General features: G+C 45.4%; 18 protein-coding genes. 10 read left to right on the top strand and 8 right to left on the bottom strand.

The genetic code is table 11. The features are described from left to right. The first annotated feature begins 218 nt into the window (after positions 1-218). Positions 219-5,414, top strand: a complete 5,196-nt coding sequence (locus QUB16_RS00755; protein ID WP_333313318.1) for a PAS domain S-box protein — start codon at positions 219-221, stop codon at positions 5,412-5,414. Between the two features lie 147 nt (positions 5,415-5,561). Here the strand turns inward: QUB16_RS00755 and QUB16_RS00750 are convergent, their stop codons facing one another. Further along, positions 5,562-6,125: a Uma2 family endonuclease gene (locus QUB16_RS00750; protein ID WP_333313316.1), complete on the bottom strand. Its 564-nt coding sequence runs from the start codon at positions 6,123-6,125 to the stop codon at positions 5,562-5,564. A gap of 163 nt (positions 6,126-6,288) precedes the next feature. On the opposite strand from QUB16_RS00750, the gene QUB16_RS00745 reads away from it, so the two are divergent. Continuing rightward, entirely contained in the window at positions 6,289-7,674 is a 1,386-nt protein-coding gene (locus tag QUB16_RS00745) for a lipid-A-disaccharide synthase-related protein (protein WP_333313314.1), read from the top strand. Between the two features lie 223 nt (positions 7,675-7,897). Here QUB16_RS00745 and QUB16_RS00740 read toward each other — a convergent pair whose 3' ends face one another. Next, on the bottom strand, positions 7,898-8,689 hold the full coding sequence (locus QUB16_RS00740) for a 2-phosphosulfolactate phosphatase family protein (protein ID WP_333313312.1): 792 nt from the start codon (positions 8,687-8,689) through the stop codon (positions 7,898-7,900). Between the two features lie 90 nt (positions 8,690-8,779). On the opposite strand from QUB16_RS00740, the gene QUB16_RS00735 reads away from it, so the two are divergent. Further along, entirely contained in the window at positions 8,780-9,673 is an 894-nt protein-coding gene (locus tag QUB16_RS00735) for an EI24 domain-containing protein (RefSeq protein WP_333313310.1), read from the top strand. Between the two features lie 3 nt (positions 9,674-9,676). Here the strand turns inward: QUB16_RS00735 and QUB16_RS00730 are convergent, their stop codons facing one another. After that, on the bottom strand, positions 9,677-9,931 hold the full coding sequence (locus tag QUB16_RS00730; RefSeq protein ID WP_333288755.1) for a hypothetical protein: 255 nt from the start codon (positions 9,929-9,931) through the stop codon (positions 9,677-9,679). Positions 9,932-10,238: 307 nt separating this feature from the next. Between QUB16_RS00730 and QUB16_RS00725 the strand changes: the two genes are divergently transcribed. The 3 genes from QUB16_RS00725 to QUB16_RS00715 all read left to right on the top strand — a co-directional run bounded on the left by QUB16_RS00725 (position 10,239) and on the right by QUB16_RS00715 (position 13,839). Further along, positions 10,239-11,744, top strand: a complete 1,506-nt coding sequence (locus QUB16_RS00725; RefSeq protein ID WP_333313308.1) for an MBOAT family O-acyltransferase — start codon at positions 10,239-10,241, stop codon at positions 11,742-11,744. A gap of 10 nt (positions 11,745-11,754) precedes the next feature. Continuing rightward, positions 11,755-12,711 carry a hypothetical protein gene (locus QUB16_RS00720; protein ID WP_333313307.1) on the top strand — a complete coding sequence of 319 codons (957 nt, stop codon included), beginning with the start codon at positions 11,755-11,757 and terminating at the stop codon, positions 12,709-12,711. 198 nt (positions 12,712-12,909) lie between these two features. Then, positions 12,910-13,839: a serine/threonine-protein kinase gene (locus tag QUB16_RS00715; protein WP_333313306.1), complete on the top strand. Its 930-nt coding sequence runs from the start codon at positions 12,910-12,912 to the stop codon at positions 13,837-13,839. Here the strand turns inward: QUB16_RS00715 and QUB16_RS00710 are convergent. From QUB16_RS00710 to QUB16_RS00695, 4 genes are all read right to left on the bottom strand, one after another. After that, a complete protein-coding gene (locus QUB16_RS00710) occupies positions 13,833-14,459 on the bottom strand; it encodes a J domain-containing protein (RefSeq protein WP_333313305.1) in 627 nt (208 codons plus the stop codon). The genes QUB16_RS00715 and QUB16_RS00710 overlap by 7 nt on opposite strands. 45 nt (positions 14,460-14,504) lie before the next feature. After that, positions 14,505-15,938: a transposase gene (locus QUB16_RS00705; RefSeq protein WP_333313303.1), complete on the bottom strand. Its 1,434-nt coding sequence runs from the start codon at positions 15,936-15,938 to the stop codon at positions 14,505-14,507. Positions 15,939-16,320: 382 nt separating this feature from the next. Further along, on the bottom strand, positions 16,321-16,914 hold the full coding sequence (locus tag QUB16_RS00700; protein ID WP_333044307.1) for an ATP-dependent Clp protease proteolytic subunit: 594 nt from the start codon (positions 16,912-16,914) through the stop codon (positions 16,321-16,323). 161 nt (positions 16,915-17,075) lie between these two features. Beyond that, entirely contained in the window at positions 17,076-17,735 is a 660-nt protein-coding gene (locus QUB16_RS00695) for an ATP-dependent Clp protease proteolytic subunit (protein WP_006632447.1), read from the bottom strand. 72 nt (positions 17,736-17,807) lie between these two features. Here QUB16_RS00695 and QUB16_RS00690 point away from each other — a divergent pair, with 72 nt between their 5' ends. From QUB16_RS00690 to thrB, 4 genes are all read left to right on the top strand, one after another. Beyond that, positions 17,808-19,043: a VWA domain-containing protein gene (locus QUB16_RS00690; protein WP_333313301.1), complete on the top strand. Its 1,236-nt coding sequence runs from the start codon at positions 17,808-17,810 to the stop codon at positions 19,041-19,043. A gap of 222 nt (positions 19,044-19,265) precedes the next feature. Next, positions 19,266-19,832 (top strand): Uma2 family endonuclease, encoded by a 567-nt coding sequence (locus tag QUB16_RS00685; RefSeq protein ID WP_333313421.1) that lies wholly within the window; start codon positions 19,266-19,268, stop codon positions 19,830-19,832. Between the two features lie 4 nt (positions 19,833-19,836). After that, positions 19,837-20,313 (top strand): tetratricopeptide repeat protein, encoded by a 477-nt coding sequence (locus QUB16_RS00680; RefSeq protein WP_333313300.1) that lies wholly within the window; start codon positions 19,837-19,839, stop codon positions 20,311-20,313. Between the two features lie 89 nt (positions 20,314-20,402). Then, entirely contained in the window at positions 20,403-21,335 is a 933-nt protein-coding gene (gene thrB, locus QUB16_RS00675) for a homoserine kinase (RefSeq protein ID WP_333313298.1), read from the top strand. 313 nt (positions 21,336-21,648) lie between these two features. Here the strand turns inward: thrB and QUB16_RS00670 are convergent, their stop codons facing one another. After that, positions 21,649-22,920 (bottom strand): ATP-binding protein, encoded by a 1,272-nt coding sequence (locus QUB16_RS00670; RefSeq protein ID WP_333313297.1) that lies wholly within the window; start codon positions 22,918-22,920, stop codon positions 21,649-21,651. Positions 22,921-22,988 lie beyond the last annotated feature (68 nt).

Raw genomic sequence — 22,988 nt, 5'->3', positions numbered from 1 at the left:
TAAAGTGGTATAAATAACCAGTTCAAATAAAAAAAGTTTTTCGTTGACAGTCGAGTTGGTGCGTGATATAATTGTAATTATTAAACATAATTTTTGTAACGCTTGCTTACCCTCCCCAATCTGACGATCGATGTATGTGTATGGGCAATTGAATGACTGCCCTGAAAATAAAAGGTAAAATTCAAGTTAGTTTAATATTTTCTGGGTAAAAAAATATTATGAAAGCAGTTTTTAACTTAGCTTTGCCTCCTATCTGCTTTAAAGTTCTCTTAGTAGAAGACAACCATCACGAAGCTGAGCTGATTGAAGATTTGCTGTCAGAAATTGGCGGCGCGCAGCGTATAGTGCTGACGAAAGTAGAGCGTCTCAGCGAAGCGCAGCAGCGATTGAATGAAGAAACTTTTGACATAATTTTATTAGACCTTTCACTGCCAGATAGTCTGGGAATCGAGACGGTGGCTCGGGTACAAGAGTACGGGGTAAATGTGCCGATCGTAGTTCTGACCGCCCAAAACGACGAAGAACTTGCCCTGCGGTTGATTTCGGTCGGCGTACAGGATTATTTGGTAAAAAGAAAAATCGACAGCGAACTGTTAATTCGATCGCTCCGTTACGCCATAGAACGGCAGAACAGTCAAGATGCTTTGCGAAAAAGTGAAGAAAAATATCGCTCGGTGGTGGAAAATTCTCTGATCGGCATTGCCATCATTGCTCCAATTATTGACCCCGAAATTCCTCAAAATTGCAACTGGATAGAAGTTAACGATGCCCTGTGCAATTTGCTGGGCTATGAGCGCTACGAACTCGTGCAAAATAATTGGCTAGACTTGACTCATCCAGAGGATTTGGAGGCTAATTGTGAAAATTTTGCTCAGATGTTAGCAGGTAGGATCGACGGTTACATCTCAGACAAAAGGTGGCTCAGAAAAAACGGCGAAATAGTTCACACGCGAGTTTCCCTGCGCTGCATCCGCCGCCTGGACGGGTCGATCGACCGGATGATCGAAGTAGTCTTAGACGTGAGCGATCGCTACCGCTACGAAGCCAAACTGAAAGCGTCAGAAGAATTTTTAAACCACACCATAAATGCTACGCCCGACCCAATTTTTGTCAAAGACGAGCAACACCGCTGGATGATATTAAATGATGCTTTTTGTCAGTTGGTCGGCAAATCGCGGCAAGAACTGATCGGCAAATCCGATTATGACTTTTTCCCCAAATCAGAATCTGCTGTTTTTTGGACAAAAGATGAAGAAGTATTGACAACGGGTGTCTGCTTGGAAACAGAAGAAAAATTCACAGACTCGGCCGGGAAAGAACACATAATTTCTACCAAAAAAAGCGTCTTCCAAATAGCAGACGGAAGTAAAGTAATAGTGGGTACAATTAGAGATTTTACCGAATACAGACAGCAACAAAAAGCCCTGGAACAAAGCGAAGCTCGCTTTCAAAAATTGGTAGCTAACCTGCCGGGAACAATTTATCAATTACGAAGGTCAGCAACTGGAAAAATATCTTTCCCCTACATCTCTTCAGGCAGCCGGCAACTCTACGAATTAGATCCCGAAGCAATAGAGCAAAATGCGGAACTGATTTCCAATGGAATTCACCCCGACGACCTCTTAGATTTAAAATCATCGATCGCAATTTCAGCCACTACGCTGGAACCTTGGCAGCAGCAGTGGCGGCAGACTTTACCATCTGGAAAAGTTAAGTGGCTGCAAGGAGCTGCGAGACCTGAAAGGCTCAATAATGAGAGCAAATCTGGCAGCGAAGGCGATATTCTCTGGGACGGTTTAGTGATGGATATCACTGAATTAAAGCAGGCACAAACAGAGCGCGATCGTTTTTTTACCATCTCCTTAGACTTGCTTTGCATTGTAGGTTTTGACGGGCATTTTAAACGTTTAAACCCAGCTTGGTCAACAGCTTTAGGCTACAGTATTAGTGAATTGTTTGCCAAGCCAATGATCGATTTTGTTCATCCAGACGATCGAAAAGCCACCGCAGCCGAAGGAGCAAAACTAATAGCGGGTAGATCCAGTATCTCCTTTGAAAACCGCTACATCTGCAAAGACGGTTCTTACAAATACTTCCTGTGGACGGCATCGCCATTTAGCGAAGAAGGTTTAATCTACTCAGTCGGTCACGACATTACCTCTCGTAAACAAGCAGAGTCCCAACTCCAGCGACAAGCAGTAGCAATGGCCGCTGCTTATGACGGAATCGCCATTTTTAATAATAATAAACAATGTATTTATTCCAACGACGCTTATCTCAAAATGTACGGCTTGGCTAGCCCTAGCGAACTGTATGGTAAGAAATGGGAAATGCTCTACAGCAAAGCAGAAAATTTATTTTTTGAACTACAAATAATGCCGACGCTCCTGCAAAAAGGGTACTGCAATATAGAAGCTACCGGTCAGCGCCGGGACGGTACTAAGTTCCCTCAAGAATTGTCGCTGACAACGCTTGTCGGTGGCGAAATAATTTCTATAGTCCGCGATATAACTAATAGAAAACAGGTAGAATCCGCCCTGCGATCGAGCCAGCGGCGCTACCAAACTTTAGCCGAAGCATCGCCAGTTTGCATATTTCACACCGACACCTTGGGAAATTGCCTTTATGTGAATCAACGGTGGAGCGAAATTACGGGATTAAACGCAGAATTAGCAGCAGAAATTGGCTGGATGAATGCCATACATCCCGATGATGTTGATCGGGTGAAAAATGAATGGCATCGAGCAATTATTGAGAAAATTCCTTTTAAATCAGAATACCGCTTTCAGCGTCCAGACGGTCGTGTAATTTGGGTGATAGGTCAGGCAATTGCAGAAATCGGAGACAAGCAGGAAATTAAAGGCTATATCGGCACTATTACTGATATTAGCGATCGCAAACAAGCAGAATTAGATTTGCTGCGAGTTACTCAAGCGGTGGAAAGCACCAGCGATGCGATCGGCATTGCTGACTTGACAGGGCGATCGCTATACCACAATCAAGCCTTTGTTCAACAGTACGGCTACACAGCAGAAGAACTAAACACAGCAGGCGGATTAACAGCAATTTACCCCCAAGCTAAAGTGCTGCTAGAAATGTTTAAAACGATCCGTAAAGGCAAATCTTGGCAAGGCGAACTCAAAATCAACACTAAAAACAACAAACTGGTAACAACTTTATTTCGCGCCGACGGCATTAAAGATGAAACTGGTCATTTAATCGGGTTAGTGGGAGTAATTACCGACATCACCGAACGCAAACAAGCGGAGATGGCACTGCAGCAGCAATTAAGGCGAGAACGGCTGGTAGTTGCCATGCTCGATCGCATTCGCTCCTCCCTAAATTTAGAAGAAGTCCTGACAACTGCTGTCGAACAAGTGCGGCAATTTTTGCAAACAGACCGCACAGTTATTTACCGATTCAATCCCGACTGGAGCGGTCTTGTAGTTGTCGAATCTGTAGCAAAAGATATAAGTTTGCTGCAAAACTTTGACAATTTCGATCCGTGTTTTGGAGAAAAATTTGTTGATGTTTACCAGCAAGGCTATATTCGCGCTATAGAAAATATTTACGCGGAAAATATGAGCGAATGTCACATTAAATTTCTAGAACAATTTGGAGTTAAAGCTAACTTAATAGTGCCGATTTTACAAGCCAGAGAAAGCATTTCCCAGGTCCAGCCGACGGCAGAAAATCAGCTCTGGGGACTCCTGATCGCCCACGATTGCAGCGGCCCCCGTTCCTGGGATTCCTCAGAAATAGAATCCCTCCGGCAATTGTGCGTGCAATTGGCGATCGCGATCCAGCAATCGACGCTATTTCAACAAGCACAAACGGAAATTGTCGATCGCAAACTTGCAGAATCTGCCCTCCAACAAGCTGCATTAGCCGCAGAAAGCGCCAACCGCGCCAAAAGCGAATTTCTTGCCAATATGAGCCACGAACTACGCACGCCTTTAAACGGCGTTTTAGGTTACACTCAAATCCTCAAAACCGACAAAGACTTAAGCTCAGATCACCAAGAAAGTCTCAGCAATATTCAACAGTGCGGTCAACACCTGCTGATGTTAATCGACGATGTTTTAGATCTTTCCAAAATTGAAGCTAGAAAAATGGAACTCTACCCGGAAGAGTTGAATTTTATAAATTTCACGAAAAACATTGCCGATCTCTTTCAGATGCGGGCCGCTCAAAAAGAAATTTTATTCAATTACGAACAAGTCTCTCCCCTGCCTAGCTGCGTTCGTGTCGATCCAAAAAGATTGCGCCAAATTCTCATAAATTTACTCAGCAATGCCGTTAAATTTACTAACAGTGGCGGTGTGACTTTCAAAGTCGGCTATGTCGGCACAGGGGCCTGGAGTCGAGGGCAAGGAGAAAATTATGAGTTCTCGACTTTGAGTTCGGAACTGAAAGAAAATTATATGCGCTTCGCCCACAATGCGATCGCAGCCAAACACGCTTTAAAAATCCGCTTTCAAGTCGAGGATACTGGCACGGGCATAGACCAAAGCAAGTTAGAAGAAATATTTTTGCCTTTCCACCAAGTAGGAGGCAATACATTTGTGGAAGGTACAGGTCTCGGACTCTCGATCAGCCAGAAATTAGCGAAACTAATGGGTGCCGAAATTCGCGTCCACAGCACTTTGGGAAAAGGCAGCACTTTTTGGATAGATTTAGAATTGCCAGCAGCTAAACGGTACTTGGAGGTGTCTCCTTTGCAGGAAAAACGCTGGGTTGTCGGTTTTATGGGCAACAAGCGGAAAGTGCTAATCGTAGATGACAATCAAATGAATCGCGATTTGTTGTGCAGGCTGCTGGGGCGTTTGGGATTTGAGGTTGCAGAGGCCCAAAACGGGCAAGAATGCCTCTGCAAAACAGTTGAATTTCAACCGGATGTGATTTTAATGGACTTGCGGATGCCTGTAATGGATGGCTTAGAAACTGCAAGAAAACTGCGGCAGTTGCCGGAAGTAAAAGATGTTGTGTTAATCGCTATGTCAGCTAGCGTTTTCGAGGCTACGCAGCAAGATAGCATCCTCGCAGGGTACAATGATTTTCTTCCCAAACCGATCGAAGCAAATCACTTTTTGGAACAGTTGCGCCTGCATTTGGGACTACAATGGATTTATGGGGAGTCTTCGGAAAACAAAAAGCGCAAACCTCCCAGTTTGTCACCAGCCTCTGATTTTCCTGCTTATTCTTCTCTGTTACCTGCGGCTTCGGAGTCGTTAGCAAAACTTTTGAAACTCGCAGCTATGGGCGACATTGAAGAAATTTTTGAGGAGAGTGCTAAGCTGGAGAGTTTAGAACCTAATTTACTGCCGTTTGTCTCGAAGCTGCGCCAACTTGCTAAGGGATTTCAGCTCAAACAAATTCGGAATACTTTAAACCAATATATCGATGGTCAGTAGTCAGTAGTCAGTGGTCAGTGGTCAGTAGTCATTAGTTATTGGTTCCAATGCCCAATGCCCAATGCCCAATGCCCAATGCCCAATACAAGTCTGGTACCTCATCTTTCTGAGAAAGGCTATACTCTTCTACTCTAATATTCTGTTGTTTCACTCTAATAGCCAACCAAATAATTCTCCTACTGTCAGTTGCAAATCCCTGGCAAAAGATGGCATGGGCAATAACTGTTCCGGTTCGTCAAACACCTCCGTTGATTGAGTCGGCCGATATACAAAAACCGATCGCTCCTCTGGATCGATTAACCAACCCATTTGAGTTCCGTGCTTGAGACAATGTAAAATATTTTTAGTAACTTTAGTTTGGCTTTGGTCGGGGGAGAGGATTTCAATTGTCCAATCCGGGGCGATCGCAAACACATTGGCCACACCACCATTTTCTTTACGGGGAATGCGCTCCCAAGTGAATACAGTCACGTCTGGAACGATCGCTCGACCGCCAAAAATGCACCGTAGTTCGGGAAATGCTCGCGCCACCTTTTGAGGTTTGAGAGCAGTATTAGCAGCGCTTGTCAACTCGCCTTGAATGACACTATGTTCTCCTTGAGGCATCGGTTTTTGAATGATTTCACCGTCAATGTACTCGCTGGCTGGTTTGGTTTCTGGCAACTTCAGAAACTCTTGGAGTGTCAAAGATTTTGGCAGGGTTTGCACCATCCGATTTTACCTATAAAATAGAGTTTTATCTGCTATTTTACCAAAAAGTCCCGGACTCGTGCGATCGGCGATCCACTTACTTCAACATCCGGCTATAGCACCTTGCATCCTGCGGCTAATCTTGCTTCTATATATTCAGAGACAGTTTTTGAGAGAGTTGGGATTGAAATTACTTTGCCTCAGTAACGGCCACGGAGAAGACGCGATCGCCCTTCGCATCTTGCAGGAACTGCAACAGCACCCGCATCCGCCAGAATTAGCCGTGTTTCCGCTAGTGGGCGAAGGGCAAGCTTTCGCTCAACTAGAAAACGCCCGCATCATCGGCCCGGTGCAGCGGATGCCTTCGGGCGGCTTTATTTACATGGACAGAAGGGAATTTTTGCGCGATGTCAAAGGCGGCCTGCTTCAGTTGACAATCGCTCAGTTTAAAGCCATCCGCGCTTGGGTGCGGACTCAACAACAGTCTGGGAATCAAGACGGCGTTATTTTAGCCTGCGGGGATATTGTACCGCTGCTGTTTGCTTGGCTCAGCGGCGCGCCCTATGCCTTTGTCGGTACTGCCAAGTCCGAGTATTATTTGCGGGACGAGGACGGGCCTCTGGCTCGCAAATCCAGGGTAAGCGGTGGGTGGAATTGGTCGCGATCGGTTTATTTGCCTTGGGAGCGCTGGTTGATGACTCGATCGCGCTGTCGGGCCGTTTTTGCCAGGGACGCGCTGACCGCCGAGACTTTACAAAAGCTGGGAATTCCCGCTTACAATCTCGGAAATCCGATGATGGACGGACTCGAACCGGAAAACCCAGCCGGTTTTTACGGCCCTGACGCAGAGTTTCGGGAAATGGAGCGATCGCTCATCATCACCTTACTCCCCGGTTCTAGAGCGCCGGAAGCCTATGCTAATTGGCTGCTAATAGTAGAGGCTGTAGCCGGAATTTTATCGCTGTTTGCCGATCGCAAATTGTTATTTTTCGGAGCCATTTCTCCAGAGTTAAACTTAGAAGCTTTGCGACCTAGTTTAGAATTTTTCGGGTGGCGACAAGACGGCGAAATTAGAACGCAGCGGCCAGAAGGAAGTATTTTGCGACCTCCTGTTTCCAGCGCTCAAGAAATTCGGAAAGAATCTCCTAATTTGCTATTGCCCCTGACATTTGTGCAGAGAAACGCCACCATGATTTTGACTCAGCAAAGTTTTAACGATTGTTTGTACGAAGCCGATTTAGCAATAGCAATGGCCGGAACCGCTACAGAACAATTTGTAGGTTTAGGAAAACCCGCGATCGCCATTCCCGGAAACGGCCCGCAATTTACTCCAGCTTTTGCAGAAGCTCAAAGTCGCCTGTTAGGCCCGTCATTAATTTTAGTCAAACATCCCGCCGAAGTTGCCGGCGCCGTGCAGTCTTTGCTCCGCGACCCCGACAGGTTGCAGCTAATCGCTGAAAATGGCTGGCGGCGCATGGGAGAACCCGGTGCAGCAGCCAGAATTGCCGAGTGTTTAATTCAGCGGTTCGGCGGTGAAGACAGCAATTCTCAATTGCCGACCATACACTAGGGACACAACATTAGTTATGCCCCTACCGAATATCTTTACTTTTACTTTTTAAACAAAAATCTCGTTGGCTAACTACTAACTTCCGTTGTCTGTAGTGAGGAATGCAAGTCCTCTGATTTTTATGAGGACTTGCATTCCGATGCTGCCAACCAATTTTATTGTGGTTGTTCGAGTAGGGTGTGCTCGGCCGCGCACCTTACTAATACACCACTGGCAGAAAAATTTAATTCGCCGTTTTTTCCGAAGATCGATCCCAGAAATTAGCTTGAGGAATTTTAAAATCCGACTTAACCAAAACTCCCGGTTCTCGCTGCATCGGCAGCACATCTAAAGTATCCGTTTGCGCGCAATATTTTAAATCTTCAATAACACCTAAACCGAGGAGGCGCTGGCCGTGGCTGGCCCTTTCCAACAATTCGTGCAACCTATCTTGCCAGTGCAAATAAAGAGCAATAGCTCCAAATACTTCATCGTTACCAGCAAAATCGCTCGCAGGAATACCGCTTTCTGCCAGGAGACTTTGGGCGATCGCACCAGCACAAACCGTATCTTCCAACGAATAACTCCCTTCCCAACCAGAACCCACAATCCAAATAGTTTCCGGCTGTTTATTTAACAAAAACTGCACCACAGATTTGCGGTTAATCAAAGCCGCCGTTAACACAGTTGCAGCAGCTTGCACTCGCTGCAGAGCCCGAGTACCGTTAGTTGTGCTGATAAAAATTCGCTTCCCAGTCACCTTTTCTGGCGTGCAGTCGAGGGGAGAATTCCCCATGTCAAATCCGTCAACTTTGCCGCCGCCGCGCTCTCCGGCACGAATCCGCTGATCTGCCGGCCATTTTTCGCTCTCGGCCATCAGCTTATCTAAGTCGCTGAAAACTTGGACAGCTTCCGCCCCATTATTCAAGGCTGTGGCCATTGTCGTAGTCGCCCGCAGCACATCAACTGCGATCGCGCAAGCCGGCATTTTGTCGGCTGGCGTAAGTTCCGGGGTATGGTAAATAAAAAGCTTCACTTTTGGGGCTACCTGCAATAAATCCTCATCAGTCATAATAATGGAAAATGGATAATAGAAAATAAAGTCGAGTCTTCAAAAGCATAAAATATGTCAAAACAGCTAAATTCAAACCCCGCCCACGCCGCCATTACCGCACCAATTCGACTCCTGGCAGGTTTCACCTATCCTTTGCGAGCTTTCACGCTGATTTTGCAAACTCCCAAGCTGTGGACTTATGTATTAGTTCCCGTGGTGCTAAATTTTATAATTGGTATTGGTCTTTATTTAAGCTTGCTATTTCCCAGTTTGGCAGGGATAGACGTTTTAGTTGCCGATTTATCCGTCCGATTTAACGCTCTAATTGCGAGTTTTCCCGCTTGGCTGAGCTTTCTCGGCGTGTTAACAGTCGCTTTCGGCTGGCTGCTGCGCCTACTCCTAGTGTCAGGACTTTTGCTGATAATTGGATTTTTATTAGTGCAGTTTGGCGTGATTTTAGGTTCGCCGTGGTACGGCAAACTTTCCGAACAATTGGAACTGCTGCGGAACGGTCAATTGCCCGCAGAAGCACCAATGAATTTGGCGAGTAGTTTTGGGGATATTCAAAGGGCGATCGCCTTTGAACTGCGAAAACTACAAATTTTGTTGAGCGTCGGTATACCCCTGCTGCTGCTAAATTTTATCCCTGGTGTCGGCTCTATTCTTAGCAGTTTGGGTGGCGTAGCTTTGGGCGCGACTATTGTCTGTTTGGACTTTTTAGATGCACCTTTGGAGAGGCGGAGGCGACCTTTTCAGGAGAAGTTGGAGATAATTTGGGCTAGTTTGCCGGCCAGCGGGAGTTTTGGTTTGGTTTGTTTGGGTTTGGTGAGCATTCCGCTGTTGAATCTGTTGGCGATTCCGCTGTGCGTGACGGCGGGAACTTTGTTTTTTTGCGATCGCATTTGGCCGGCCCGCTTTGCCCCAGAAGAAACTCATAGCGATCGAGAAACTAACATTACAACTTAAAAACTAGGGAGATGCTTCTTCCTTCGGCTGACTCTGGGAGTTAATACCCCAAAACGGGCTTAACAACAGCCAGCTAATGAAGAAAAAGGATGCTGTAAATAGCTGGACAATATCGATCGCCGACAAATATCCGTCAGATAATAGTGCAATAGTTCTATCTGTCAGCCCGAATATCCAAGAGAGAATCCCAAACAGCCAAATGCCTTTTTGGAGCATGGGCAAAAATGCTGAAACTTCGGAGTTTTGCTGCTTGTTCATTGATTTAGCCCTTGTTTGCGAAAAGTCTGATTAACCGGGGCACCCCAAGGGCTTAAGGATTTTTGCTGTCTCCTCGGATTCCCTTTGTTATCTATATGTTAAGAAATGTTTCCCGATATGACAACACGCCCTGGGAGGGATTTCCGCATCTATCTCAAGAGGTAGTCGCAGCGCTAACAAAGAGTGATATTTGCTACACTTTGGTAGGATGCGCGATCGCGATCGGGTTCTGGGCCACTCTTGCCATGAGTCCCAGGCGCTTGATATAGTGGGTCACAGGCTACGTAAAAGAGCAAAATCACAAATTATGTTATTTAACAGTATTGAATTTTTAGTATTTTTTGCGATTGTTTTCGCCATATATTATTTCCCTCCGTTGCAAAAAGTGCAGGTTCCCATCCTGATAATTGCCAGCTTTATTTTTTACAGTTGGAGCGCCCCCGCACTGTTGCTGATTCTGCTACTTTCCATTATTATCAACGCTACAGTCAGCTTTCAAGTTGCCCGAATTTCTGACAAGAAACAGCGATTTTTTTGGGCTTTATCGGGAGTCGTTCTCAATGTATTAATTTTGAGCTTGTTTAAATACGCCGGTTTGCTAACTAACTTTGTTACCGATGTTTTTAATATTGCTCGCTCCGAAGGCAGCATTGCTTATTTATTCTTAAAATTGCCTCTGCCCATCGGCATTTCTTTCTACACATTTGAAGGCATAAGTTTAATCGTAGACGTACTGACTCAAAAAAACAAAAGCGAAACCGAATCAAACGCTTACGTCTCGCCCAACTTTAGCCAACACCTGCTAAATACTTCATTTTTTATTAGCTTTTTCCCCAATTTACTGTCAGGCCCGATTTTAAAATCCAAGACTTTTTATCCCCAGATTGTTCCTAAATACTTTAAAGATATTCCTTGGAATTTCATTTTTCGCTCGCTCGTTGTTGGCTACTTCCTAAAAATGGTCATCGCCGACAACTTAAAAGACTATACCTTCTGGATCAGCTTTCCCTACTACCAAGGATTTGGAACTCTTACCAACCTGACACTGCTGTTTGGCTACTCAATACAAATTTTCGCCGATTTTGCCGGTTACTCCTTAATTGCGATCGGTTTTGCAGCCGCTTTGGGCTACAAAATTCCAGACAACTTCGACTTTCCCTACATCTCGCGTTCCCTCTCCGAATTCTGGAGAAGGTGGCACATTTCCCTCTCAACTTGGCTCAGAGATTATCTATACTTTCCCCTCGGCGGAAACCGCAAAGGAAAAATCCGAACTTATGTTAACTTAATGATAGTAATGACTTTAGGAGGATTATGGCATGGCGCTGCTTGGAGTTATGCAGTTTGGGGAATTTATCACGGATTAGGTTTAGCAGTAGAACGCTTTTTTGGGTTCGACAAATCCAAAAACAAATTGCCAGAACCAAATCAAGTAAAAACCAAACCCATCTGGCAGCAATTATTATTGGACAGCCTTAGCGTTTTAGGAATTTTCTCTTTTGTTTCCGTGGGATGGCTGCTTTTCAAACTGCCACGATTTGAAGAAGCGGTTGACTTCGCAGTTACTTTAGTTCGCAACTATAAAGTCAAGCCCGGTTGGAGTCACATTATTCCGACGCTAATTTTTTCGCTACCAGTAGTGATTTATCACATTCCCCATTTTCCCACTTGGCAAAATCGGATGAAACAGGATTCAAATAAAAACGGCCAAAAAGTCTGGAGCCTTTATCAAGATTTAGCTTTAGGAATTATGCTAGCAATGATATTCCTCAACAGTGGCAGCTCGAAACAATTTATTTATTTCCAATTCTAGAAGGTGTTCTATGTTTGTCAAATTCCCGTTGCGACCGATTTTGCGCCCGGTACTAATTTTTCTGTTTATAATGAGTTTTTATCAAGCGCTTGTCAGCGGCGGAGTTTTGCCTGCTTCCGACGGAGTTAGCCTGCTTCAAAATAATATTGTTAAAACTCAAAGGTATGTATATCAGGATAATTCCGATCTAAAAATGGTAATGGTAGGTAGTTCTCTAGCGGCCAACCTTAATGTTGAACACATTGGAGAGGGCGTAAAGAGCATAGCTTTGGGGGGAGGAGCGAGCCAAACAGGTTTAGAAATAGTTAAAAGAAGTAAAAGCAAGCCTCCTATTGTTTTGGTGGAAATTAACGATACTATTGTTCGGAAAATAGATCCAGAATTAATGGATTCTTTGTATCATCCTCTTTTTTATTGGTTACGCCAGTATCTACCGATGATGAGAGAGGAATACCGTCCGATTAGCATTTTTGTGGATTCTTTAAAAAGTCGCTCAAAGCAGAATCTAAAACTGATGACGCGAGAGACACTAGATAGATTAGAAGGTCGATATCTTACTCCCGACTTATCCCAAAAAGCTATCCAAACGGTAGTTGATATTCAAAGTCAACCTTTGTCTGAAAAAGATGCAGAAGCTATAAAAAAAGAAGCTGAGTTTATTAAAAGTCAAATCGCAGAAATCAAAAAAAATACCGGGGCTAAAGTAGTTTTATTTGACATACCGGTTGAGTCGCGAGTTGACGCTGCAATCAGGAGAAAACAAGTCCGAGAATTGGCTAAAAAGCTGTTTCCGTCCGATCGTTTTGAGTGGCTGCCGCCCCCAAAAGATCGAGAATGGCGTACCAATGACGGTGTTCACTTGATCCGCAGCGACGCTAGAGATTTTGCCGAGTTTTTGAGAGATAAATTGCTGGGTACGGTAGCGGCGGGAGCTCTTGACACCGCGCCTAGAAAAGAAAGCTTATAAACAGAGTACAAGCTCAAACTCAAACTTCAACGTGAACCGTACAAATGCGATCGTGCAGGTTCGACTTACTGGGTTTTATGCTAATTTATCAATCAAAGTGATACGACTTCCCCAAAAAAGAATGCAAAAGCAAGCTCTAAACCGATACAGCGTCAGTCATTTCCCATCTAAAATCTAAAATCTAAAATCTAAAATGGTATGATTTACTGCATCAATCCTCAATGCGAACAACGTGAAAATCCTGCTGCTGCTCAAAATTGTCAGGCTTGTGGCACGGATTTGTTAATTGGCGATCGCTATCGTATCCTTAAACCAGTGCGATCGCCCAATCCCGCACGCCCCACAGACATCTTTGAAGTCGAAGACTTGGGAACCGGGGAAAACGAATGGGGAACTGTCAAAATTTTAAAAGTCTTGAAACACACACACAATCCCGATTTAGTTCGCGTGTTCAAGCAAGAAGCGCGAGTTTTGATTTGGCTGGCCGGAAAGGGCTCAGTTCCCCAAGTCGAACCTGACGGTTATTTCCAAATTAAACTCCCCCATAACTTCCAGAAATTGTCTTGTTTGGTGATGGAAAAAATTTGCGGAGAAAACTTGGCAGAATTCTTAACTAAAAAACAGTACGTTTCTCAAAATCTCGCTCTTGATTGGCTGCAACAAATGAGCAATATTTTGCAGGAAATCCACAAATATCATGTAGTGCATCGGGATATTAAGCCATCCAACCTGATGGTTGAAGCCAATGGAAAATTGAGATTAATTGACTTCGGCGCCGCCACAGAAGCAGAGATAGAGACCGCACCCATAGGTTCTGCTGGATACGCCGCACCGGAACAAATTCTAGGTAAAGCAGGCGTGCGATCGGACTTTTTTGCCCTAGGGCGTACTTTTGTACATTTATTAACAGGCATAGAGCCGATCGACTTTCCCGTTAATGGAAAAACTGGTAAAATTAATTGGAGGAACCAGGCTGTAGATATTGACCCGTTACTCCTAGAGTCGATCGACAAATTGATGGAACCGCTACCGGAAAACCGACCTGAAAATACCCAAGTTATTTTAGAAAAATTAAAAATTCACGACGCAGACCCCCTGCAAAAGGGGGACGCAACATCGCTTCAATAAATCTGTTCCAACCTGCGAAAATCCCGCTCAACTTCCGCCCACAAAGCCCGATTGTGAGGGTCAGTTTTCACAGCCTTTTTCAAATAAATTCTCGCCTTATCAACCTGCTTTTCTCCGATCAAATGTCGTCCCCAGCGCTGATAGGCGATCGCCTGCCACTGACGCACCTCCAAATCTTCGGGAACCCGCTGGGCCAAACCCTCAATCAAGGCGATCGCCCGCGGGAACCTCTGATATTTCAGCAACTGCTGCAACTCAAAATAAGCATCTTGCTTTAACTTTTGTTCTACCGCCGACAGATCCGCATGAGATTGAACCGCGGCCTCTTTTCGAGTCACTTTAACTGCCTGCGGTTGAGCTTTCACCCCCCGATCCGGCGGTGTCGAAGTAGGGGGCACAGTTGAATTGGCAACTTTCGACTCCGCAACATCGGGGGGGGCAATTTTCACCAGGAACTTATAAGCCTCCGTAATAGCAATAAACTTATTTTTAGCCTGTTCGTTTCCCGGATTCACATCGGGGTGATACTGTCTCGCTAACTTCCGATAAGAGGCCTTAACTTGCGATAAACTCGCGCCAGACCTCAGTCCTAACTGTCGGTAATAATCTGCAATATCCATCTAGCATGAATGAGCGTTGATAATACCAGTGAACAAACCTGACGGTCAACGGAGTATCGTTAGACTGCAGGCTTCTTTTTCCCTGTTTGCAAGGGCTTTTTTGAGTGACGTAGAACCACCGCCACTTTCGTAATTCAAGCCAATCTTTTTGATAAGCTTGGCTGAATTTTCATCTCTCTCGAGTTCCTCGCCACACTGACAAGAATGCCATCGCTCAGACAATTCTTTAGGCACTTTGTTGAGACAGTTCCAACAATGTTGAGAAGTGCCTTTCGGGTCAACGAATACAACGCTTTTACCTAGTTTACCAGCGACATATTTGATAACAGTAGCAAACTGACCATGAGCAGCATCAAGCATTGATTTGTTTAAGCCACTCTTAGCCGCTTGACCGTTGGGCAAGTAGACCAGATTGCCGTCCTCAATATCAGTCTTAACTTGGGCGCGTCTAGTTAGATTCTTGAGACTCAAGTCTTCCAAAACTAAAACATCACACTTATTGAATAATTTATGTGCAGTCTTGAATTGAAAATCTAATCTTGTTCTAGCTACAAATTGATGAAGTTTGGAAATTTTGTCTTTGATAATTTTCCAAGACTTAGATCCTTTAACTCTTTTAGCTAACCTCGCTTGAAGTTTGGCCAACTTCTCAGAAGACCTTCTCAAAAATCTAGGATTTTCGACTCGTTCGCCATTGGACAAATAGAGATAATTCGTAATTCCCAAATCAATACCGAGACAGTTTTCGGCAGTCGGTTGAATTTCTGCAACCGTTACTGGCACTGTTTTATCTTCTAGCGTTAGGGAAATATACCATCCGTCTGCTTCTCTGATAACCGTTCCCGTCTTAACCTTGAATCCTTTCGGTATTGGTCTGTGGAATGCCATCGGCACTTGACCTATTTTCGCTAGGTCAATACAAATCCTGCTTTGCTCATCTTTGATAATATTCAAATTGTCAAGTTGAGGATAAGTAAACGATTTGTAATAATGAAAACCTTTAAATCTAGGCTTCCCCCTACGGCGGCCATTCTTGTCAAGTATCGTAAAGTTTGAGAAAGAAGTTTCTACCCTGTTGACTACATCCTGTAAGACTTGGGCATCCAACTTTTTGTAATCAGGAAATAGTTTCTTGGTGTTTTTCAAGTCAGCTAACTGTACGGTTTGCCACTGTACATAACCACCATCCATATTTGAGAAAATATCACCCTTTCTTGTTATGGGATTGCCTGCTTCATCTTTTTTCCTGCCATCTCTGGTTTGCACTCTAGTCAGAGGAATATTCTTGTAGATTTCCTCTACTGAGACTATAGAAGCATTCAAAGGACAAGTATTGATGGGTGTTCTGGTAGCTTCCCACCATTTGAATCTCTCGCTCAAACGGTAATTATACTGTCGCCTGCAGAGTTCCAGGTGAGTCGATATCGTCACTGCTTGGGGACGAGTGGGTTTCAGTTTGTACTTGTAGGTTAGCTGCAATGATATCTTCCTTTTTTCGACCTTCCTCAAATATAATGTGTGAATGCTAAAAGCGCAAGACTTGTTAGTAGAAAATCGCATCTTGTAGTGGTGCTACTGTTTCAATGCTTAGAATATACATTGAGAATCAGGATGCTCCCAAAGTATAATGGACTCGCTCCGTACCTCCGACCGCCGCGCCTTTCATCCTCTTGCTGAATTTATTCGGGGTACTGCGATCGCCCGGACGCCTCCAAGATATCTCCGCCTTATACACGCCTTGGACTTCCCGGCTGTTAAGTTAAATATGGCAGAATCCTTAAATGTAAAGATTCTGCCAAAATTTACTGCGAACTAGGTTGTAGTGCGAGGGTTGCCCGCACTACGGTAGCGCAAAAATAACTTACGGACGATCTTCGATCACTCTGTCAATCAAGCCGTATTCTCTGGCTTCCTCAGCGGACATGAAATAGTCGCGATCCATGTCCTTCTCGATTTTCTCGATCGGCTTGCCAGTATTCTTAGCATAGATATTATTGAGTTCGTGGCGCAGCCGCAGAATCTCTTTCGCCTCAATCTGAATATCCGTTGCTTGTCCCCGCGTGCCCCCAGAAGGCTGGTGAATCATGATTCGCGAGTGAGGCAAAGCTAACCGTTTTCCTTTCGCACCGGCAGCTAACAGGAAAGAACCCATCGAAGCAGCCAAGCCCACACAAATCGTCACCACGTCCGATTTAATGTGCTGCATGGTATCAAAAATAGCCATGCCTGCCGACACCATTCCGCCTGGGGAATTGATGTACAAAATAATATCCTTACCTGAATCTTCCGAATCGAGGTAGAGCATCACAGCGATGATTTGATTGGCAATTTCATCGTCAACGTCCCTGCCCAAGAAAATAATCCGTTCCCGGTAGAGGCGATCGTAGATATTAATCCACTGAGTATCATAACCACCCGGCATTTTGTAGGGAACTTTGGGCACACCTATAGGCATAATTCGGAACTCCGTTTAGTTGGTAATTGGCGATCGGGCAATTGGTTATGGTTTATTAGTTATTTGTTACTTGTTATTTCCGGTTTTTGAGTTTTTGGTTATAATGACCCCTAAACCCTAACCAATAACTAATAACTAATAACTAATACCCCCTAACCGAATTAGATGACTCCTGCAGGCAGCGGTTTCGGCAATTCTTCCGAACTTTCAAGAACGCGATCGATCAAACCGTATTCTTTAGCTTCCTGGGGCGTCAGGTACAGCAACCGATCCATATCTTTAGTAATCTTTTCGATTGGTTGGCCTGTACAGCTTGCAAAAATCTCAAGCATCGTTGCTTTATTTGCCAGCACTTCCTTAGCCCGAATTTGAATGTCGCTTGCTTGACCCCGCGTGTAAGCCTTGGGTTGGTGCAACACAATCGAAGCGTGGGGCAAACTCGCTCGAAAGCCTTTTGTACCAGCCGCTAACAGCATCGCAGACATCCCCATTGCCGAGCCGAGGCAAATAGTGTGCACAGGCGGCTTAATGTACCTGATCGTATCGCAGATAGCGAAGGCTTCTGTTTCAAAGCCGACGGGTTCGCCACTGTAACCAGAAGTGCCGGTCGAGTTGATGTAGATTTTGATCGGCTTATCCGGGTCTTCGTACTGCAAGAACAACAGTTCAGCGATAATCAGTTCTGTTACCGCAGGCACCAGAGGCATCCCCAGATAAACGATCCGCTCCTTCAGCAACAGGGATGGCAAATCTGGAGGTGGCGTCCGAGAGTTCCCTTCCCCGTAGTATGGCGATTGCACAGCTTTAATTGGTGTGTTCATATAACCGAAATGTTGCCTGAACTGATGGAGCTATTCTTAAAGAAATACTAACGCAATCTTTAGGTATCCCGCATGAAAGTTAGTTTGCTCCCGGTTTTAAACGACCCTAACCTTGACGCTGCCGCGCCCTCGACCCAGCGCCAGCTAGCGATTTCAGTATCTGCGATGGCAAGCTCGATCGACTCCAGCGTACCCTTAAACCTGTGCCTGATTCTCGACCACAGCGGTTCGATGGGCGGACGCCCCTTGGAAACCGTCAAACAAGCCGCCGGACGCTTGCTAGACAGGTTGAAGCCTGGGGATCGCTTTTGCGCGGTGGCTTTCGACCACAAAGCCAAAGTCCTCGTCCCCAATCAAATTGTGGGAGACCCCAGTAGCATTAAACGGCAAATTGAGCAATTGCGATCGGCCGGCGGCACAGCAATTGATGAGGGCATTAAGTTAGGTATTGAAGAGTTGGGCAAAGGTAAAAAAGAAGCTATATCTCAGGCATTTCTGCTGACTGACGGCGAAAACGAACACGGCGACGACAGCCGGTGTTTGAAGTTGGCTAAATTGGCGGCCGACTACAACATGACTTTAAATTCTCTGGGATTTGGCGATAACTGGAACCAGGATATTCTGGAAAAGATTGCTGATGCAGGCGGCGGTGCTCTGGCTCACATTCAGCGTCCTGAAGATGCGGTTGACGAGTTTGGCAAACTGTTTAGCCGCGTCCAAGGTGTAGGTTTGACTAATGCTTATTTGCTATTTTCCCTAATGCCAAAAGTGCGGTTAGCCGAACTCAAACCGATCGCCCAAGTTGCCCCGGATACGATCGAATTACCGGTACAGCAAGAGGGCGATCGTTTTATGGTACGCCTGGGAGATTTAATGAAGGATATAGAGCGAGTAGTTTTGGCTAATATTTATATTGGACAGTTGCCCGAAGGTACACAGGCGATCGGGCAATTGCAAATTCGCTACGACGATCCGAGTGTCGGTCAAGGTTTGCTTTCCGATCCTGTTGCACTTTCCGCTAATGTCCTGAAAGTTTATCAGCCGGCACTTAACCCGATGGTACAGCAGCACATTTTAGCTTTGGCTAAATACCGCCAAACTCAACTCGCAGAAACTAGATTGCAACAGGGCGATCGAGCCGGCGCGGCGACAATGCTGCAAACTGCTGCGAAAACTGCTCTGCAAATGGGCGATAAAAGTGCCGCAACTGTGCTGCAAACTTCTGCTACTCGTTTGCAGTCTGGCGAACAATTGAGTGAAGCCGATCGCAAGAAAACTCGGATTGCTTCTAAAACTATTTTGAAGTAATCGCGCGATTTGAAATTTTCAATAATTTTAAATTGGGCGATCGGACAATTCGGCGATGCGAAATCGCCCATACAAAAACGAAACCCGCGCCCAGGCGGGTTTCAATATTCTGAGTCTCGCCTGCAAAAAGCGAAAGTCAGTGTAGCCGGATTGTTTCAAGCTGTGGAGCGACAAGAAGCTCGATCGTTTAGAATGTTTGTATCACCTATCAAGACTGCTTGTATGAGCCAGACAATATCTGATAAAGTACGCTGGACTACCGCCGATTTAGAACTATTGCCCGATAACGGCGATCGTTACGAAATTATTGATGGGGAGCTATTGATGACATGGGCGGCACACTGGAATCATCAAGAAGTTTGTGCTAATATCTGCATGGAGTTAAAAACTTGGTCACTAAAAACAGGATTAGGAGAATCAGTAATTAGTCCAGGGGTTATTTTTACCGATGTAGATTGTGTTATTCCTGATGTGGTTTGGATTAGCAACCAACGCTTGGCTATCTTGCTAGACGAAGCAGGCCATTTAACCGCCGCACCCGAGTTAATTGTTGAAGTATTATCCCCCGGTGCAGACAATGAAAGACGGGATAGAGATTTGAAACTCAGACTCTATTCGGTACGAGGAGTACAGGAATACTGGATTGTGAATTGGCGGTTGGAGCAAATAGAAGTTTATCGCAGGGAACAAGCAAGTTTAAGGCTCATTGCTACGCTGTTGAACGCTGATGAATTGACCTCGCCTTTGTTACCTGGTTTTAGTTGCTCTGTCGCTCGAATTTTTGCTTAGATTTATGAAACACTTTTACCCGGCGATCGGCATTTTAGGATTTGTTACCGTTTTGGGTGGCATATCCCCTGCCATTCCAGCAGAGTCAGCGCCAATACTCATCGTTCAAAATCCTGCGGAAGACTTATTTAATAGTGCTTTAGCCAAATCAGAGGCGGGAGACATTCAAGGGGCGATCGCCGATTACACCGAAGCTATTCGCCTCAACCCCAACTACGCCAAAGCCCACAACAAACGCGGCATCATCCACGGCCGCAATCTCAAAGATTATCCAGCAGCAAAAGCAGATTTCGATCGCGCAATTGAAATTAACCCCAACTACGGCGACGCCTACTACAACCGCGCCAGAGTCCGCGAGTTCTTAGAAGACAAAGACGGGGCGATCGCAGATTATCAGAAAGCAGCGGAAATTTATCAAAAAGACGGCAATACCAACGATTATCAAGATGCCATACAGCATCTTCAAATGCTGCAAGAATAAATGGCTTTTGAAAACATAGTATAATACCTGCGATCGGCGTTCATCCGCATTCATCGGCGGTTAAACATTCCAAATTAACTATTCAAAAAATGCCCGAAACTTCCACCGTTACCGTTACTGTACCCGCTACAACCGCCAATTTAGGCCCCGGCTTTGACTGCATCGGCGCCGCTTTAAGCCTCTACAACCGCTTCCAATTCTCCCGACTCGAACCCTCAGCAACCGAGAAACTAAAAATTACAGTTACAGGCCAAGAAGCCGCCAAAGTCAAGACAGATGACAGCAATCTCGCTTATCTAGCCTTTGTCAAGTTATACGATCGCCTGAACCAATCGCCACCCTCTATAGCCATACATATAGATATGCAAGTGCCGCTGGCTAGAGGTTTAGGAAGTTCCGCCACAGCTATTATCGGTGGGTTAGTCGGTGCAAATGAATTAGCCGGAAAGCCTTTAAGTCAGGTGGAAGTGATGCAATTGGCGATCGAACTTGAAGGACATCCCGACAACGTTGTCCCCGCTTTACTCGGAGGATGTCGCCTCGCTGCTAGCAATACACCAAGCGGTTCCTGGGAGATTTGCGATATTCCCTGGCATCCAAATATTGTGCCCGTGGTAGCCATTCCCGATTTTGAACTTTCTACAGCCGAAGCCCGCAAAGTTTTGCCAGCAGATTACAGTCGGGCTGACGCGATTTTTAATGCTGCACACCTCGGTTTGCTAGTGCGGGCTTTGGAAACTGGCAATCAAAACTGGCTGCGCTGCGCCCTCCAAGACAAAATTCACCAACCTTACCGGCAATCTCTGATTAAGGGATATGAAGCGGTGCAACAAGCTGCCCTGAATGCAGGGGCCTATGAAATGGTAATTAGCGGTGCCGGGCCGACGCTTTTGGCTTTAACGGATGTTACTAATGCTGATGCGGTTGAGAAAGCGATGGCGGCTGCTTGGGGGGACTTTGGGGTAAAGGCTGAGGTGCGTGCGATCGGCCTCGATACTCAAGGCGCGCAAGTCTCCCTTTAATTATTCCACTCCTAGACACACAAGATCTACATAACCGTGTTTTGTAGGGGCAATCCCCCGTGGTTGCCCCTATCCATAGGATTGTTGCGTAAGTCCACCAACGCCTGTTTTATTACCGGATTAAAAATTGTTTTCGGCGACTATTCAAATCTCTTGAATATTAACTAAAGTCTCTTTTTGATAACTTCTGCCCTTCCATCTATAAAATTTTATATTAAAAAAATGCAGTCATTGTAGGGGCGGATTCACCATAATCTCAGGCTACAACCAACAATCTCAAAAATCCGCCCCCACCCACGGTAAATACTGTTAATTAACTGTGACGCAGCGGAAGCTCTATCTGAATTTTAGTGCCTTTACCCGGTTCGGAAAAACACTTGAACTCTCCTTTGTGCTGCTCTACAATTATCCGATAGCTGAGAGCAAGTCCCGATGATATGGGTGGTTCCGCAGGTTTTGCTCCCAAAAATGGATCGGAAATTTGGGCTGTGATATCTTTGCTATGTGCGATGTCGTTATCAGCAATCTCAATCGAAATTCGCTGAGCATCGACTACCTGAGTGGTAATCAAAATCACAGGCTTAAATTTGATGGATTCCAACTCTTCCAACTCTTGAGCCGACTCTTCCAAAGCATCGATCGCGTGATTGATGATATTCAGAAAAGCTTGATTGAGCAGACCTGCATAACACTCAATCTGTGGCAAATTGCCGAATTGTTTCATCACCTTGATGTCTCGCCTTCCCTCGCGAGCCGGCAAGCGGTGCTGCAACAACAACAGAGTATTTTCTAAACCGTCGGAAACATCAAATAACTGCCAGCCCGATCGATCGCTGCGGGAAAAATCCTGTAGCGACAAAATTATTTGGCGGATGCGATCGCTCCCGGTACGCATGGAACTCACAATTTTCAATGAATCGTCGAGTACGAATTCCACATCCATATCTTGCTGCTTTTGCAGAATTTCCGCTCCGGGATTGACTAGCTCTTTTTGATACAATCGCAGCAGTTCAATTAAATCGGTTGCGTAGCTTTGGACGTGAGTTAGATTGCTGTAAATAAAAGTAATTGGGTTGTTAATTTCGTGGGCTATCCCAGACACTAATTCGCCCAAACTAGACATTTTTTCAGTTTGCAGCATTCGATCGCGCGACAGATCCAATTCTTGCTGGGTTAACTCCAACCGCCCCCTCAAATCCTGCGATCGCTTAGACGCGCGCACCCGCGCCAATAATTCCTGCTTAACTATCGGTTTAAACAGAAAATCGTCAAAGGGCGCATCCAATTCTTGAACTTCATCAAATTGCTCCGGTGTTGTCAGCAGAATAAAATAGGCTGCCGCCAATTCTCGTGAAGCGAAGCTATCCCGTAGGGAATCGGCTTTCACCAGCCGGCACACCTCCAAAAAGTTGATTTGAGGTGAAGTCCCGTCGCAAATTATCGCATCGGGGGACAATTCCTTCGCCAAGTCTAAACCCTCTTGGTCGTCGGTAACGACTCTCACCTGATGTCCCTCTTGGCTGAGTAACTCTTGGACAACTTGAAAAGTCACAGTATCCGCGACGATCGCCAGAATCTTTGCCATACTTCTATCATCTCCACAAATTACTTTTTAGGATACAACCGCCAGAAGTGCGCTGACAGATTTAAAAT

It is taken from the genome of Microcoleus sp. D3_18a_C4 (assembly GCF_036702415.1).
Taxonomy (GTDB): Bacteria; Cyanobacteriota; Cyanobacteriia; order Cyanobacteriales; family Microcoleaceae; genus Microcoleus.
Note: the sequence above shows the minus strand (reverse complement) of the source record. Positions and strands in the feature narration are given on the sequence as shown.

Bases quoted from the DNA above. Each gene is read 5' to 3' on its own strand.
- QUB16_RS00720 (WP_333313307.1), top strand. From the start codon at position 11,755: ATGTTTGTCAAATTCCCGTTGCGACCGATTTTGCGCCCGGTACTAATT.
- QUB16_RS00685 (WP_333313421.1), top strand. From the start codon at position 19,266: ATGAGCCAGACAATATCTGATAAAGTACGCTGGACTACCGCCGATTTA.
- QUB16_RS00715 (WP_333313306.1), top strand. From the start codon at position 12,910: ATGATTTACTGCATCAATCCTCAATGCGAACAACGTGAAAATCCTGCT.
- QUB16_RS00730 (WP_333288755.1), bottom strand. From the start codon at position 9,931: ATGAACAAGCAGCAAAACTCCGAAGTTTCAGCATTTTTGCCCATGCTC.
- QUB16_RS00680 (WP_333313300.1), top strand. From the start codon at position 19,837: ATGAAACACTTTTACCCGGCGATCGGCATTTTAGGATTTGTTACCGTT.
- QUB16_RS00690 (WP_333313301.1), top strand. From the start codon at position 17,808: ATGAAAGTTAGTTTGCTCCCGGTTTTAAACGACCCTAACCTTGACGCT.
- QUB16_RS00750 (WP_333313316.1), bottom strand. From the start codon at position 6,125: ATGGTGCAAACCCTGCCAAAATCTTTGACACTCCAAGAGTTTCTGAAG.
- QUB16_RS00670 (WP_333313297.1), bottom strand. From the start codon at position 22,920: ATGGCAAAGATTCTGGCGATCGTCGCGGATACTGTGACTTTTCAAGTT.
- QUB16_RS00725 (WP_333313308.1), top strand. From the start codon at position 10,239: ATGTTATTTAACAGTATTGAATTTTTAGTATTTTTTGCGATTGTTTTC.
- QUB16_RS00695 (WP_006632447.1), bottom strand. From the start codon at position 17,735: ATGAACACACCAATTAAAGCTGTGCAATCGCCATACTACGGGGAAGGG.
- QUB16_RS00700 (WP_333044307.1), bottom strand. From the start codon at position 16,914: ATGCCTATAGGTGTGCCCAAAGTTCCCTACAAAATGCCGGGTGGTTAT.
- thrB (WP_333313298.1), top strand. From the start codon at position 20,403: ATGCCCGAAACTTCCACCGTTACCGTTACTGTACCCGCTACAACCGCC.
- QUB16_RS00710 (WP_333313305.1), bottom strand. From the start codon at position 14,459: ATGGATATTGCAGATTATTACCGACAGTTAGGACTGAGGTCTGGCGCG.
- QUB16_RS00735 (WP_333313310.1), top strand. From the start codon at position 8,780: ATGTCAAAACAGCTAAATTCAAACCCCGCCCACGCCGCCATTACCGCA.
- QUB16_RS00755 (WP_333313318.1), top strand. From the start codon at position 219: ATGAAAGCAGTTTTTAACTTAGCTTTGCCTCCTATCTGCTTTAAAGTT.